Genomic DNA, 14,850 nt, shown 5'->3' on the forward strand with positions numbered 1-14,850 from the left:
AAATGAGATAAATGGCGACTTCTCCTAGGATTATCCCGCTCCTTTATCGGCGGCGGGCTTCTGCTCTAGTACAACATAAAATCAACAGCAACTTTATACCCATCCCCTTTCAATATCTTTAAAAACTGTTCCCCTGCTGCTTCACGACTAAACTGATAAGACCGTTGGAGCGCTGAATGAGATAAATGATCATATTGCACCCTATTCGTCAGAAAAAGATTTGTACAGTATTGGGTATACTCTATTAATTCTTTTTCATTATTAAACAAAAATCCATTGCGACCATGTTCCACAGTTTCTTTTTGCCCAGCAGCATTTATCACGATGGGAACACATCCATATGACATCGCTTCCACGGTAGTTATGCCAAAATGTTCATACAAATCTGGCCGCTTATTGATATCCTCATTCAATCCGGTTGCGTGCCAGTAAATGGCAGATTTCATATAGAAATATTTTAAGTCATCCAATGGCAAATCAACATGGAAATCTACTGGATAGCCTTCTGCTTCTTGGCGCACGGCGTCCAAATATTCTATTTGGTCGTGATGAACTTGACCCACAAAGGTGAGCCGCCACTCATCATCTAAAATATTTTCATTCTTCATCCATTTGAACACCCTAACCATCTCTAATTGCTTTTTGCTATGGCCATCTTTAAAAAACCGGCCCACATTAAGAATTCTTTTTTCTTTTTGGATTAGAGCTAAATCAATGTTCGGAATAGCTATCGATGGATACAATAGCTGACTGTCAACACCCCACCACCGTTTCACCCAGTAGGCGGTATAATTGGAATTGGCTAGAAAGCCATTATAGGTGGCGAGAAAATCTTTGGCTTCATCCGGCCTATCATCAAGCCGATAAGGAAAACTCACAATGTAATAGGATAAACGGCTTGCGCATTTCAAATCGGAGCCAAATGCAGAATTGACAAAAATATCGTATGGTGAAGTGGCCTCAGGATGGTAATGTATATATTCGGGGCTTACCATCCGTTTCCGGCAAAACTTAAGTTCTATACCGAATTGCCTCTCAAGTGTAGTAATACTAAAATCATTTTCTGAAATCAGATCAACCGGACCCAGCTTTTGTAGCGTTTGCGCGATGACACAAGCGTGATGCTCACCGCCACCGAGCGTATTCCAGAAATTATTATAAACTGCAATCTTTGGAAATCTACTTTTTCGCTCTATAAAGCTTCCTCTTTCAATCATCGGAAGCAGTCTTTCCCAATCAGTAAAAATCTCTGGAATTTTTCTCGCAAACTCTTGTTCTTCCGGAGTGCATGATGGCTTCTGATAATAGGAATGGAGATGATTAAGCTCCACTTCAGTTTCTTGCAATCGGTTTTTCCAAAAGTCTTCCGAGTAGTGGGATGCAAGAAATAAAATTCGGTTTCTATTAACGTAATACCTAAAAAATGCAGAGTTTTCTTTACTGCTTGAGGCATGCTTATGATAAATAATACTCTCTGGACAATAGGCCAAACGATAACCCCCTTCACTGATGCGCAATGAAAGCTCTGTATCTTCAAAATAGGCAAAGAAATGCCCAGCAAAGATAGGTTTTCCTTTCAGTGCTTCACGCCGAATTAACATTGCGCCACCACAAAGAGCCGTTACAGCTTCCGTGCAGTCAAACTGGCCTTCGTCGGGTTCACCGAATCCTCGATCTCTGACTTCCCCCCAATCATCTGCTTCGGAAGCAGCATTGTTAATGAGATAGCGAAGGGCAGGGCTCTTTGTTTGGTCTTTGAAATCTAAGGTGACTTCAGACCAATGTTCCCCCCTAACAAAACAAGTTGCAGAAGTATGGAGGGCGGTAGAGGAAATCTTGATAGGGATTTCGCTATCCGCTTCAGCTTTCAATCGAAGCTTTACTGACGTTTGCCCTTCGCAGATAGGGAATTGAAACTTTGCTTTTTGCTTAAAGCGTAGGCATTGTTTACCATCCAGACTCTGTTCCTGTTCCCAGCCTTGGGAAAAAAACCATTTCTTATAGACGGGGGCTGATTCTTCTAGAGCCGACACATCCATCCAGACATCCACATTGGCCGAGGCTTTGAGTTCTATCCGGGCGAATTTTTTCCAAAACAATATTTTGGGACCTACGGCTCCAATTTCTGGAGATTGCTCTATGCAGGCCACCAACCCTTTTAACCAATCTCTATCCGCCTCCATATCATTATTGACTAAGCAGAAATACCGTCCATTGGAAACTTCAGCCCCAATATTATTGCCTTCTGCAAAGCCTGTATTTTCCGCTAACGCCACAATTTTCACTGTTGGAAAATGGTCTCTAACGTAGCCAATGGAACCATCAGAGGAGCCATTATCAACTAATATGATTTCAAAATCTTGGTAACTTTGTTCTTGAAGCGAAATGAGAAGATCCTGTAGATGATGCCGCCCGTTGTAATTGACGATGATGATGCTGACTTTTCTTTTGTTTTCCAAATCATTTATCAAAAAAGAATCTGGATCCTCAAATGCCTGGATTGCTCTTTCATAACTCACCAGGGGGGAACCATGCAGCATCCGGGTGTAATAATTGACTACACTTTTGGCCGTGGTTGGCTTCTTAACGAAAGTAATATAGGCATTCTGGATTCGTTCCCGGTTGAGTAACTTCAGGCTCTTGTAGGGATAACGAATGGCCAACAGGGTGATCTGTAACATCAAGTGAAGATTACTCGGATGCTTAGCAAAAGGATCGCACAGCCTATCGTAAACCTTTCTTGCTGGCCACGTGATTCCCATTCCTAGACGGTAACTTAACGAGGTTTTTATATCTTCTATCCGCCCCATCGCCCCTTGAAAGTGCGCATCTATTTCTTTTTGAACCCCAATGAGCTCTTTTAACTCTCTATCCTTGGTTGTACGAATGGCATTGATTTCTTCATCTTTCGCTACCCGAAGCGTATTTATTTCTTCATCTTTCGCCGCACGGAGGGCATTTATTTCTTCGTCCTTTACTACCCGAAGAGTGTTTATTTCCTCATCTTTCGCCGCACGGAGGGTATTTATTTCCTCGTCCTTTTGCCTCACCAAGGCGGTAGTTTCCTTTACCATTCGCAAGGCCAACCTACTGAGCTCCTGATCTTTGCGCTCCAACTGTTGTTTAAACCATTGCAGTTCAGCTTGTTTCTGCTCTTCTAGCTCCTGGGCTTTTTTTGCTAACCCTTCATCGAGTTCCTTTTTGAAATAACGTAATTGGCAACGGTAACTTCTTGCCTCTAAGGCAAGCGGATCGATTTTATCGAGTAAACTCTTAGCCCGCTCCCTTGACCACCCTGAAGCAGCAAACTCATTAAGGCATTCATATATCTCCAATAAACCAGGTATATTTTCGTTTTCCTGGCGGACATCCTCCATCGTAGAGGCTGAATGGCATAACTCTTTATCAACAAATTGTTCGGTAAACCAGTTAATTTTCTTGTGACTAAAACTCTTATTTTCTTCGATAAATCGAATTAACCGCGTTAGCTCCCTTTGTGGCTCTCGTAATAAACCCAGATAGTCGATAAATAAAGGCGGCTCGACTGGCAATTCTTGCAAATAACGTAAAATCAAATAATAGTGGTTAATCCATAAAATCAGTCCCTTCTGTTGTTCGAAGCCATTGCGCACATTCAGTGAATTGGCCACATCTATTGGATTCCGAACAGAAACCACAAAACGCGTTTGAATATCTTCTTGCTTTGCTGCGGCAAGCCAGAAGGGTAATAGCAGGCTTAATCGCGGATCTTTTATTGCAACGACTCGACTTTCCGACATTTTTTCCGCCAACAAAGCGGCTACGCGGGCTCTCAGGGGGGCAAGATCGCTCTTGGTAAAGTCAATAAAGGGAACGGTTGAAGGAATATCCCAGCGTAAATCTAAGGTCTCTAATAAAGCAGTATTTATTTCAAAGGCATCCCTATCTTCCCAAAAACCCTTGGGATTATCGAAGGCTGGGGGCATTAATTTGTCTCCCAAATCGGCCCCTGAGACCTCTACTGCTTTAGCCAAAAGACTGGTCCCCGAGCGATGCATTCCTAGCACAAAAATTAAAAGTCGTTCTGTCTTATCGCTGTTTGCCATAGAACACACCTGGATTTAAGTACCTATGAATAAAATATGAGCTGTTTTAGGAATACTTCAAAACTTTCACTGAGGTGCTTATTTCTGGAAACGCATATGATAAGCCTACGATTTACAGAAAGCGCAGTATGAAATTTCCCATGGAGATACCGTCATAAATATAGCTTCCCTGGGAGATCGGTGTGTACAACATAGTCAAAAGGTGAAGCTTGATTCGTGGTGATTCTGGAATCTTCTTTGGCAGGATTTCAGTGACGTGGATAATGCGATTCCTAATGATGAATCATGAAATTTGTTCTGTCTCCTGCATCCTGGAAACAATCTCCTCTTTCACCCGATTATAAAACATTATTTCAGCCTGATTATATTCTTCTATAACCTCCTTGACATGTTGCAAATCACTATCCTGGAGCAGCTTTATTTGCTGCTCTTTCTCTGTGTTCTGATTAACTTTCCTTAAAGTCACCTTCGAACTACCCAGCTTTGTGGATAATTCATCAATAAAAAAAGGAAGGAATTCCTGGATTCCATAACAAAAATAATTTTTAATATTCGACCATGCCACGTCGACAACATATTCTGGATTCCTTCGTATCTGACTAAAACTTTTCTTATCCACCAAAACTTTCAGTTGATGGTTACGAGTGGAGGCCATAACGCCTGGCAGGGAAGAAGCTTGCAGATATTCGATGATTCCTTTCTCTTTTGCCAATCTAATTCCAGCTTTTTGCTGCTCTAGAAGATTTTCATCTAGCAAGACATCATCTGGAAGATTACGAATAAAGAAATACAATGAAATAACCCGTTCAACTGGGTCCCGCAGAACGGTTATATATTGGGTATCCTTGGGTAATGTCTCTATCGCAAAACTATAATGGATATGTCCTTTATATAACAAATAATAGTGAAAAACACTTGGATCCACCGAAGTATACTCATGCATAAAAGTCGCATTGAATATCTTATCCGCCGGATATATGTTTTGTAGGACATCGGTGACAGCAGTACCGGCCGTTTTCGGTATATGAATATAACATAAACGCTGCAATTTCATTTTTTCATTGACTCCTTCGCCAAAAAAAATACCCGACCTGCCCCACCAAGCCTTCAGGAAAATTAGCAACTCCGAAATTTTATCTTGAGGCGATGCAGTCAAGCGAAAGCCCTATCTGACTATTCCGAATCGTTTTCAAACCCTTGGCAATTCCTACTATCATCAATCCTACTTAGCGCTTTTTTTCTGAACAAACGCCTCATAGGCACCCACCACCTCCTTCACTTCCCCTTCCATCCGGGTTTTCCCCTGCTCCACCCAAACAGCCCGATTACACAGCTTGCGAATAGCCGCCGCGCTATGGGAAACCAAGACGATGGTTTTGTCCGATGCAATCTTACGCTCCATCTCGGCCCGCGACTTGCGCTGAAAATCAGCATCGCCAACACCCAATACTTCGTCGATAAGCAGAATATCCGGCTCCATGTGGAAGGCCACCGAAAATCCGAGACGGGCCCGCATGCCGGCAGAATAGGTGTGCAAAGGATAGTCAATAAATGACTCCAGCTCTGCGAAGGCGATAATTTCGTCTAGCTTCTCCTCAACCTGCTTGCGCCGGAATCCCAACAGCAAACCACTGACAATAGCGTTATCACGTCCACTGAGGTTGGGGTCGAAACCCAGCCTCAAGGATAATAGGGCCACGGAATGACCCGGATTGATAATTTTCCCCTTGTCCGGAAGGATGATGCCGCTGAGTACCTTCAACAGGGTGCTTTTTCCCGCCCCATTGCTGCCAATCACGCCGAGGGATTCCCCCTGGTACAGATCGAAGGAGACATCCCGTAAGGCCTCAAAGCGGTCCTGCCTCAGAAACCCTGTCCTGCGGCGATAGGTGACGCCGACGCCCCTTACCGAGAGCACGATCCCATCTGCCACCTTCAAGGGCCTCATGCTTCGACGATCCTGGGGTAGAGATGATTAAAGCGCTGGATCAAAAGTTGGGCGCTGTAAACACCCGCCAGGGCGAATAAGCCCACTTTGAAGAGGGCGGCCCAATCCGGCCAGACGCCGTCCATGAGGATATCCCGGTAGGCTTCGATGAGGTTAGCCATGGGATTGAGGTAAAAGTAGGTTTGATACTGCTCAGGGATGGAAGCCCCAGCGTAGAAGATGCCGGAAAGAAAGAAAGCCAATTGCAGCAAGGCATCGATGAGGAACTTAAGATCCGGCACGAAAGGGATAATCGCCGCCGCCAAATAAGTGAAGGTCGTAAGTAGCAGCAACTCCACCCCTATGACCAAGGGGAGCGCCAGATAGGCAGGGCTGATATCAAATCCGTAGATCCAGAGGAAAATGAGCAACAGGGCAAAAACGAACCCGAACTTCACCAAGTCCATCACCATTTCGATGGTGGGAAAGATCTCCTTGGGCAAGTCCACTTGGGTCATCAGCCGACCATTACTATGGATAGCATTCATGCCATGTTTGATCGAATTGGCAAACCACTGCCAAACCACCAAGCCCACCAACAGGAAAGCGACGAAGTCTTCCGTGCCACGCTGAAAGAGCAGGCCGAAAACGACGTAATAGACCGACATGGAAAGGATAGGTTCGAGGATCCACCAGAGGAAGCTCAGGTAGGTGCGGGACGCCTCGGCTCGCAGCCCGGTGAAGGCCTTAAACAGGACGAGTTCTCGATAACGTGGCTGAAGGACGGTGATTCCAAACATCTTTTTGCCGATTTACAATTCGCACATACTTCTCAAAATGGTTGCCGAAATAGAGCTAAGTATCTCAGTAAAAGCTTTACAGTATTCCTGGAGCGAGCCGGTGGCGTGGAGCCAGGGGACAGGGAAGTCCCCACCAACCCTTTTTTCAGGGAGGAAAAACGGGTTGGTGGAACACCTCCGGCTCGCTCCTAAAACACCTCATATTTTATTCATAGGTACTTAAAAATCTCGGTACGCTGCAGCAGACAGCCGTCCATTCGCTCAGCCCCTTTCAGGAAGAGGCTTCGGCACCGACCCTCGCGCCAATAGGATGGGTTCAAGGTTGACCGGGGAGATAGCGGTTTGCTGACCTCCTGTCAACGCATCCCGATAGGCCGCCACCAATGCGGGAAATAGCCGCAAACGCCCGCGCAGGAGGTAGATAAGGGATTTGCCAAAAAACCGCAATATTGCCGCCATGGGCAGAAGCTTGGGGTGGTGCTTACTCGTATACAGGAGCGTGCTCAGATTTTCGTAATAGTTGCTCAGCCAGGACTCTTTCCGATTGACCGACGACCTTCCACCGGTGCTTACCCCCCCCTTATGGTAGACCATGCTCTCTTTACACCAATGGAGGGCATACCCACTAGCACAGGCCCTGCGGGCCAAGTCCGTTTCCTCGTAATAGAGGAAAAAACGCTCGTCGAATAAACCCACCTTTGTTAACATCTCGGCGCGGCAGAACATAGCGGCCCCGCCGATATAATCCAAATGGATCTCCCCCTCCCCGGCTAGCACCTCATTTAAGCTCCGACCCCTCCCAATGGGCTTCATGAGGGTAGTCAGGGGGTGATAACGGCATCCCCCAGCCATTTGCACCCGATCGCGGCGATAGTAATCGACTATTGTACTGCCAAAGACTCCCACATGGGAATTCTGCTGGGCGCATGCCAATAATGCCGTTAGGGCGTGCGGGTGGACAAGGACGTCGTTGTTGAGAATCCAGACAAACTTGCACTGCTCTCTCCCCAGGGCACAACGGATACCCACGTTGTTTCCCCCTGAATAACCCCGATTGGCGCCGGTTTGCACCAGCAGAAAGTCCCACTCCGAAGGCGGGGCACTCTCCCCCAGTGGCTGTGCTGGAGAATCCACTTGCAGCTGGAAGTGGCGCCTGGCCCAATCTTTAATCCGGTCGACGGAATCGTCCGCAGAGGCGTTGTCACAGACTACCAGGGCCAGTTGGCGCCCCTGGATCAAGGGGAGCAGGGAGGCTAGACATTCTAGGGTATGGTCAGGCCGGTTCCAGTTGAGAACAACGGCGCACACGCTGGGCGCTGTCTTTTCAGGCGCGGGCATCCTGTGAGGGGCTGCAAAAGCCCCGTCTGGCGCCTTCATGCTAAGCATGGGAGGATAAACTTTATTCCCATGCAGCAGGGTTTGCCGCTGCTTTCCGAGCGGATTCCTCCACGGAGGGCAAAACGGCCGCCGGTAAGGTGCCCAGATAAATGGGTCTCTTTTTAGGCGGTGCGAAATCTATTCCCCGTATCTTTTTATATTGTGCTCGCCATGACTGAATATTCCGTTTCAACCGCTCTTCCCCGGCATTTGTGGCAATGCCCCCATGGATTTGATGAAAGACTCCTTCACCGAGCAAAATCACCAACTCCGCCTTATCCCTTAATACCGCCCGGCGATAAAAGTCCAGATTGACTAGTCCCCCTCCGGTCGCATCGAATCGTTCATCATAGCCATTGATGCTCCAATAACTCTCCCGGCGCAGAAAGATGGCATTGCTTTCCCCAATGGGCAAAAACCACCCCCCTTGGCAAGAACCGGCGAAAACGGAAGTCTCAAATAATCGGTAGCCGTCCTGGGGAAAGTCGATTTCCGCCAATAAGGCATCTTCCTTTTGCTGATTGTACCCTGCGGTAATGGAGCGGTTTTGCAAATCCGGGCCGAGGTGCCATCCCAGCACCGACACGGTGGGATCGGCAAATATTCGGAAAGCCGCAGAGGCCCAACGCACCAGGCCCGGAGAAGCGATTCTGGCCCCATCAATCATCAAGCAGACAATGGCGCCGCGGGAGTTTTCCACCCCCTGATTTAAGGCATAGGCGGGTGAGGAGGGCGCATTTTCCAGATACAGATAGCGAAAATTCTCACCGTAGGCCTCTACCCGCTCCTTCCCAAAGGGAGGACGTGAACCGTTGTCGACCACCAGAACTTCGTAATTGATCCCCGCACTGCCGAGCTGATAGCTTCGGCTCAACGACTGCAAAGTCCTGGGCAGTTCCCTTTCCATATGGTAGGTAATCACAATAAAAGACAGCTCTACCGGCTTGCGGAAGAATCCCAACATGGCAAAGATCTCGATAATAGCTCCTGATACACATTCTCCACATGCCCGGGTAGCGGCAAATCTTCCCTCCCCCTGTGGGTGCGCAGTCCTCTATCAAAGAAGGTCAGTGCGCTTCGAGTGGGATTGAGCCCCAGGTTCCTGGCCGCCTCCACCACTCGCTCGACGTAAACCTCGGGGGAATCGTCAAAACAGACCAGATCGAAACCGAATCTATCCTGAAAGTGGATCAGGCGGCGGTTATAAAGCCACCATAATTCCAAATGTTGACTCAGCGGCCCTCCGCCCCGGGCCACCAGGGAGCGGGCAACCGCAGCCGGATGCCGAAAACTCCCAATGAACTGAATCTCGGGGACGACCTCAAGCCAACCCTCGAGGGTGAACAGGGTTCGGGGATCCTTAAAGCCCCAGGTCTCCAAGTGGGAATGTTCTTCCAGTAACCCGCGCAGCTCCATCAAATGTTCCCCATCCCAGCAGCATCCCCCCCTCGGCGGTACCTTCCAGCTCCCCTGGTTGGTCGCAAGCACCGCTTCGTGGAGCGCCATAATCCGCGGGTGTTCATTGTTTCCCTTTTTGTTGTAGGGATTTCGCCGGGACACGGCCCCTAAGTGGAGACCCGCATTTTCCAGCATGCCCGTCAGGCAGGAAGTCCCGCTCCGATGCATGCCTAAAATAGCAATCACCTTCATTTTGATTTCTTTGTGATCTTAGCGCCTTGGTGGCGATCGTATGAATTAAGTACCTCAGTAAAAGTTTTGAAGTATTCCGGGAGTGAGCCGGCGGCGTGGAGCCAGGGGACAGGGAAGTCCCCGCCAACCCTTTTTTCAGGGAGGAAAAACGGGTTGGCGGAACACCACCGGCTCGCTCCTAAAACACCTCATATCCAGGTTAGCCGATCGGCACATTGAGCCAGCCGGACAAATCTTTCTTGAGATAACGGGACAATGAGGTGATTTTATCACTATAAAGGCGGCGCAACTCGGCAGCCAGGGACTCGGTCAGAGGAGGTCTCGCTTGCAAGTGAAACCCCATACCCGGATGGACCCTGCGCCGCAGTTCCCCTTCCGGCACGGTATCAAAGAAGCTGGCGTCCACTCCCAGATGGAGCGCGGCGTCCACCAGCAGCTTACGGGGATTTTCCTGCAAGTCCTGGTAATACAGGAGCAATAATTGTTCGCTCCCAAACAGCCCCCCCCAACGGCGGAGAGTCGCTTCATAATCGCCACGGGCCAGGGAGGCTTGGGAGCGAAAAACATCGAAAAACCACGGGTCGCTCGCTTCCTCCCGGGTCATCTGTAGTTTGGCAAGGCCCATCTGCGCCGCCGACCAAGCCCGCTCAATGGGATTGCGCAAAATAAAAAAGATCCGCAAATCCGGATTGAGGGCATGGATCTGGCGGATATAGCGCTCCTCCAGGATAGCATAGTCGGGAGTAATGTCGCCCTGAATAAAGCCCCCCGGGTCCGCGAACACCTGGCGGTACCAGGAAATGTCATCCGGGCGCCGGCCGGCCTGGACCCAATCCCAGTAATGCACCTCCTTCCCTTTGGGAAAGCGAATCCGAGGATGCTTGGCGAGCTGGGAATAAAGCCAAGTGGTTCCGGCCTTCTGCGCGCCAATCCCGAGAAAGTCCAGCATGAGGGCTCACGCCGAAAAGGGCTCGGCGGCTGTCATTAACGCCGCTCCACCCGCCACCATTGACCCTCCTCCTTGACCCAGGTCTCCTTTAAGTAGCTGGTATTACGAAATAGGGTGCCCGGCGTCACGCCCTCCGCGCTGAAATCCACATTGAGGCTTACCTCGGCGGCGGTGCGCTCCGGATTTTGAAACGTCACCTCCAGGACGGTCACCCCTTCCTGGTCAATCTGCCCCCCATATTGGCTGAAGAAATGGTTCTTCGAATAGGCCTGGCGGTAGGAGGGGGTAGTAAACTCGTAGGCCTTATCAAAATCTTCGGCAATGACGGCCTCCCAACGGGCCTGGACGCGAGCCTTCAAGGCTTCCTTTTCCTCCGCTGCCGACAGGGGCTGTTCCGTCCCGCCGGCGCAGGAAATAAGCAGGGCCGCCAATAGGGCGAGCAAGACAGTTCCCAGCAGCCGACGCAACAGTGTCAGTGGATTTCTCATGGTCGTGTTTTCCTGTGGTGACCGGGAAAATCGCGCTCGCAGCGGTACTTCCCTGGGGGGCAACCTCTGGCTTGGCTCATTGGCTCAGGACCTCCTTGAGGGTGGGATAATTGATCTTATCCGGGTCCGGGTAGGTCTTCCCGCGAAGCTGCAACAGGGCTGAATCCCGGTACTCGGCGCGGAGCTTGTTGATGAGCCGCTCCTTCACCTCTTCGTAGGATAACTGGCGCGCCGGCTCAAGTTCAATCAGTTGCACCACGTGCCGCCCAAAGCGGGTCTCGAAGGGCTGGCTGAAATCACCGGGTTGACTCAGGGCAAAAGCCGCCTGCTCGAACGCGGGCACCACCTTGCCGCTGTCTTTTTCCAGCCATTGGTCAAGGAGACCCCCCTGCTTGGCGGTGGCGCGATCTTCGGAATAACGCCGCGCCAATTCAGCAAAGTCCGTCCCTGATTCAAGCTCCTCCATGATCGTGGCGGCGATCTTGGCAGGCTCCCGCTGGTCGCAGGCACACTCTGGATTTTTGGGGCGGATGAGAATATGGGCGACCTTGCGCTTTTCCGGTAGCCGGTAGTGGGCCTTCTCCGCCGCATAACGCTGGCGGCTGAGGGTTTCAAAATCCGGATAGTCGATGTTCTTCACCACCTGGTCCATGAGGGCGCCGACCAGCACCTCCCGGCGGGCCTTTTCCAAGCGGGCCTGAACGATAGGGTCTTCCGCCAGCCCTTGCGCTTCCGCCTGCTGTGCGAGCACCTGGTTGGAATGGAAGTCGAGGGCGAAATCGAGCATCCGATCCTTTTGGGCTGCGAGACGCTCCCGCGCCGCAGGATCGAACAGACGCGCATAGGCCCGATAGTCCTCGGCCGTCAGTTGCCCTTGGGAAGAGCGGCTGATCACTTCCCCCTCGGTCGCGGAAACGGCAGTGGAGACCAAGATCCCCAAGAAGGCAAAGCGCCCCAGGGCCGCTCGGAGATTGATATTAGGTTGATTCGCTTTCATCACGCTGTCTTAAGTAAACCAATAACCAATAAAATGGGCGCCATCCAGGTCATCCCGATGGCGCCCTTTGGAACGCTGTTCTTAAGTGTACCCTAAGAACGTTGATCAGAAATCCTCTATCTTATTGGATAGATTGGCTCCGCTCAAAGCCGTGGTCAATGGAGCTGGCGAAGTTCTTGCTCACATTGCCCTCAAAGGTGCGCTGCTTGATCATGAAGCCAATGGCGGGAAGCCCTGACCAGCCGTCCAGGCCGCCATTATTCCCCGGCACTGAGAGGCCCTCGCTGGTGGTCATAGTGACTGTCCCCGTTGCGTCCGCGGCGTCATCCACATTCAGCTCCAAGCGCATCCAACCGGCTTCCGAGGGAAGCAAGGGGGTGGTGTCAATGACCAGCGCATCGGCCGCGCCCAAGGCGCTGCCGCTGTTGAAGCTGACCACATTGGACTCGTAGCAGAGGTCATCCACGGGAAGCACCGGCGCCGGCGAGGGAATGACATCCCCGGTAACGCTGATGGTGTTTTCCAGCCGGTCATAGCGGGCAAACCGGACCTGATTGCACGACTCCGCTGAGCTGGGGTCATCCTCCACCTTCTGGCCGAAGGCCTCGGCAAAAGGCGGATAGGGCACTTGAAATCCGGTGTACACGGCTTCGTCCCGATCCCCCTCAATGACAGCGAACTGCCGCCCGGCCCCCTGGTCCACATAGAACCCTTTGGTGGGGAAGGTGACCACCCAGTCGGTGACGACCCCCAAAGCGGCCTCGCTACTCCACTCGTTGATCATGGCGGACCGCTGGATAGTGGCGCTAACCGCATCAACGCCGCGGATCGACGGCGAACCGCCAGTTGTACGATAGCTATCTACGCTGTTAGCGACGAGACTAACAGCCGCGTTGGTGCCGTCATTCCACCAGTTCCCGACCGCAGGGTAGGCGTCGTTCAGGGAAGGCTCCAAGAAGTCGAAGGGCGCCTGGGCGGTAATCAAATTCATGCAACTCAGATCCGGGTCCACGCCGCCAGCCGGTTCCCACTCGGTTGTCCCATCACGCTCATCGCCACGGGTGATATCACAATCAGTATTATCAGCGTGGAGCGACTCGCCATCCGGAGCAACTGTAGCATCCGGGAGGACCGTTAAGCCCCGGGCACCCGGATTGTAGAAGTTAGCCCAGGTCACTGCGGAACCCGCCACTTCCACACCACGGCCCGGGTTGAGGAGACGGTAGTTATACTTGAGGCTATTGAGAGGCTCGCCAAATTGCTGCGCCGCTTCAAGAATATTCGCCTTGGTGAAGTACTCTTGCACGCTCAGAGTCGTACTTGGTTCGTCGTCCGGCACCTGGGCGGCGGTACACCAGTTATTTTCAATCGCCCTTCCGATCTCGGTTACAGTTTGGGTTGTATCAGAATGCTTAGGGCTGACCGTATGCCCCATGCTGATGAATTCCACATACCCTTCCCGCAAGCGGTCGACGTTAATGGGACCGCCGTCTTCGTTGCTTTCGCCCCGGTCGTCGTTGCCGCTAAAGGCCAGTTGTCCGCCGGCGCCCAGGGAGAAGGTCTTTTGGTGGGGAATGACGCAGGTATCTAGGTTACCGTTCTCATCCACGTCGGTGACCTCGAACACGGGACCGGTGGGAGAATCCTTGATTACCGCGGTGAACACGTCAAAGGGGGACAGGGCGACGTTAATGTCGAACACGTCCCGGCTGTTGCGCCCCTCGTGGAGGCGAATTTTCACCACCACGGCTTCTTCCCGAGTGTTGGTGACGTTAATCAGGCTAAGCCAGCCGTCCCGGACCGTATAATAGGGCGCGATGGCCACTTCCCCAATCCCGTCGCTGGCGATGTTGACCGCCCCGGCCTGGGGCGCCAGCAGGGCGCCGCCGACCGCCGCCGTAATGGCCAAGGCCGAGCGTTTGAGGTTAAATAATTTCATGGTAAATCCCCCTTACGAAAGAGTGTATTGTCTTTTCCATATTACAAACTCAAAAATGATGCAAAATCACGTTAAACCACTCCGGTAGGGACCTGCGGTATGGCATCATCCCAGACAACTCCCTGCCGGTATTTCTTGCGAAGCGGACACTGAACTTCACCTTAACCCTTACCGCTCCGCGATGCTCTTATGTTGTTTTTTTATATTGCTTTTTTTCGTTTTTTCGAACGTAACGTAACAGCCACCTAAGCAGCGTGTCAACGCCATTTTGTTCTTAAAAACAATGAGCAACGAAGAAAACAACATTTTTTACTCTAACAACGAGCACCCAACTCAAAGCGGTAAGGCGTAAAAATCATAAAAATTGATGCCACAAATGCGAAGTTCAACACCGTTTTATCCTGCGCAATAGAAATCACCCACTAAAACGGCAATAACCGGGTAAAACTTTAACCCTCCGAGCGCACTTAAATGCTTCTGGAGAGAGAACGGCGGGGCCCATTGCCTCCTAGGTGTTTGTCGCCACGAACAAAATAGGCGCTGGGGCGTGACCCGAAAAAATTTGAAACAGGAGGGGATGGTGGCTTCTGGAAGGGGCGAATGCCCCCCGGAATATCCGCCCACCCCAAGGCGGCGGG

The 14,850-nt window shown here is 50.9% G+C and carries 12 protein-coding genes; 1 reads left to right on the forward strand and 11 read right to left on the reverse strand.

Going from position 1 to position 14,850, the window contains the following annotated elements; translation table 11 throughout:
* Positions 1 to 65: 65 nt before the first annotated feature.
* The 11 genes from E3U44_RS02770 to E3U44_RS02820 form a co-directional block, all read right to left on the reverse strand.
* Positions 66 to 4,085 (reverse strand): glycosyltransferase, encoded by a 4,020-nt coding sequence (locus E3U44_RS02770; RefSeq protein WP_134356560.1) that lies wholly within the window; start codon positions 4,083 to 4,085, stop codon positions 66 to 68.
* Between the two features lie 283 nt (positions 4,086 to 4,368).
* Complete coding sequence (locus E3U44_RS02775; RefSeq protein ID WP_134356561.1) at positions 4,369 to 5,241, reverse strand: sulfotransferase family protein; 873 nt, start codon at positions 5,239 to 5,241, stop codon at positions 4,369 to 4,371.
* Between the two features lie 66 nt (positions 5,242 to 5,307).
* Positions 5,308 to 6,033 carry an ABC transporter ATP-binding protein gene (locus tag E3U44_RS02780; protein ID WP_134356562.1) on the reverse strand — a complete coding sequence of 242 codons (726 nt, stop codon included), beginning with the start codon at positions 6,031 to 6,033 and terminating at the stop codon, positions 5,308 to 5,310.
* Positions 6,030 to 6,812 (reverse strand): ABC transporter permease, encoded by a 783-nt coding sequence (locus E3U44_RS02785; RefSeq protein WP_134356563.1) that lies wholly within the window; start codon positions 6,810 to 6,812, stop codon positions 6,030 to 6,032. Before E3U44_RS02785 ends, E3U44_RS02780 begins: the two co-directional genes overlap by 4 nt.
* Positions 6,813 to 7,073: 261 nt before the next feature.
* The gene (locus tag E3U44_RS02790) at positions 7,074 to 8,150 is read right to left on the reverse strand and encodes a glycosyltransferase family 2 protein (protein ID WP_166804987.1); all 1,077 of its coding nucleotides are present in this window, start codon (positions 8,148 to 8,150) and stop codon (positions 7,074 to 7,076) included.
* Between the two features lie 61 nt (positions 8,151 to 8,211).
* On the reverse strand, positions 8,212 to 9,153 hold the full coding sequence (locus E3U44_RS02795; RefSeq protein WP_134356565.1) for a glycosyltransferase family A protein: 942 nt from the start codon (positions 9,151 to 9,153) through the stop codon (positions 8,212 to 8,214).
* Entirely contained in the window at positions 9,126 to 9,839 is a 714-nt protein-coding gene (locus E3U44_RS02800; RefSeq protein WP_134356566.1) for a sulfotransferase family protein, read from the reverse strand. Before E3U44_RS02800 ends, E3U44_RS02795 begins: the two co-directional genes overlap by 28 nt.
* Before the next feature lie 199 nt (positions 9,840 to 10,038).
* Positions 10,039 to 10,788 (reverse strand): sulfotransferase domain-containing protein, encoded by a 750-nt coding sequence (locus tag E3U44_RS02805; RefSeq protein WP_134356567.1) that lies wholly within the window; start codon positions 10,786 to 10,788, stop codon positions 10,039 to 10,041.
* Positions 10,789 to 10,823: 35 nt separating this feature from the next.
* Positions 10,824 to 11,276 (reverse strand): nuclear transport factor 2 family protein, encoded by a 453-nt coding sequence (locus E3U44_RS02810; RefSeq protein ID WP_134356568.1) that lies wholly within the window; start codon positions 11,274 to 11,276, stop codon positions 10,824 to 10,826.
* Between the two features lie 76 nt (positions 11,277 to 11,352).
* A complete protein-coding gene (locus E3U44_RS02815) occupies positions 11,353 to 12,273 on the reverse strand; it encodes a peptidylprolyl isomerase (protein ID WP_134356569.1) in 921 nt (306 codons plus the stop codon).
* A 121-nt stretch (positions 12,274 to 12,394) separates the two neighbouring features.
* Positions 12,395 to 13,708 (reverse strand): hypothetical protein, encoded by a 1,314-nt coding sequence (locus E3U44_RS02820; RefSeq protein ID WP_134356570.1) that lies wholly within the window; start codon positions 13,706 to 13,708, stop codon positions 12,395 to 12,397.
* Here E3U44_RS02820 and E3U44_RS02825 point away from each other — a divergent pair.
* The gene (locus E3U44_RS02825) at positions 13,682 to 13,864 is read left to right on the forward strand and encodes a hypothetical protein (RefSeq protein ID WP_134356571.1); all 183 of its coding nucleotides are present in this window, start codon (positions 13,682 to 13,684) and stop codon (positions 13,862 to 13,864) included. The two genes, E3U44_RS02820 and E3U44_RS02825, sit on opposite strands and share 27 nt — an antisense overlap.
* The last annotated feature ends 986 nt before the right edge of the window (positions 13,865 to 14,850 follow it).

The organism is Nitrosococcus wardiae (assembly GCF_004421105.1).
In the GTDB taxonomy this organism is placed as follows: Bacteria; Pseudomonadota; Gammaproteobacteria; order Nitrosococcales; family Nitrosococcaceae; genus Nitrosococcus; species Nitrosococcus wardiae.

What these genes read in the sequence shown, in the direction of transcription:
- E3U44_RS02770 (WP_134356560.1), bottom strand. Translation starts at nt 4,085, where the DNA reads ATGGCAAACAGCGATAAGACAGAACGACTTTTAATTTTTGTGCTAGGA.
- E3U44_RS02780 (WP_134356562.1), bottom strand. Translation starts at nt 6,033, where the DNA reads ATGAGGCCCTTGAAGGTGGCAGATGGGATCGTGCTCTCGGTAAGGGGC.
- E3U44_RS02785 (WP_134356563.1), bottom strand. Translation starts at nt 6,812, where the DNA reads ATGTTTGGAATCACCGTCCTTCAGCCACGTTATCGAGAACTCGTCCTG.
- E3U44_RS02790 (WP_166804987.1), bottom strand. Translation starts at nt 8,150, where the DNA reads ATGCCCGCGCCTGAAAAGACAGCGCCCAGCGTGTGCGCCGTTGTTCTC.
- E3U44_RS02795 (WP_134356565.1), bottom strand. Translation starts at nt 9,153, where the DNA reads ATGTTGGGATTCTTCCGCAAGCCGGTAGAGCTGTCTTTTATTGTGATT.
- E3U44_RS02800 (WP_134356566.1), bottom strand. Translation starts at nt 9,839, where the DNA reads ATGAAGGTGATTGCTATTTTAGGCATGCATCGGAGCGGGACTTCCTGC.
- E3U44_RS02805 (WP_134356567.1), bottom strand. Translation starts at nt 10,788, where the DNA reads ATGCTGGACTTTCTCGGGATTGGCGCGCAGAAGGCCGGAACCACTTGG.
- E3U44_RS02810 (WP_134356568.1), bottom strand. Translation starts at nt 11,276, where the DNA reads ATGAGAAATCCACTGACACTGTTGCGTCGGCTGCTGGGAACTGTCTTG.
- E3U44_RS02815 (WP_134356569.1), bottom strand. Translation starts at nt 12,273, where the DNA reads ATGAAAGCGAATCAACCTAATATCAATCTCCGAGCGGCCCTGGGGCGC.
- E3U44_RS02825 (WP_134356571.1), top strand. Translation starts at nt 13,682, where the DNA reads ATGCTTAGGGCTGACCGTATGCCCCATGCTGATGAATTCCACATACCC.
- E3U44_RS02820 (WP_134356570.1), bottom strand. Translation starts at nt 13,708, where the DNA reads ATGGGGCATACGGTCAGCCCTAAGCATTCTGATACAACCCAAACTGTA.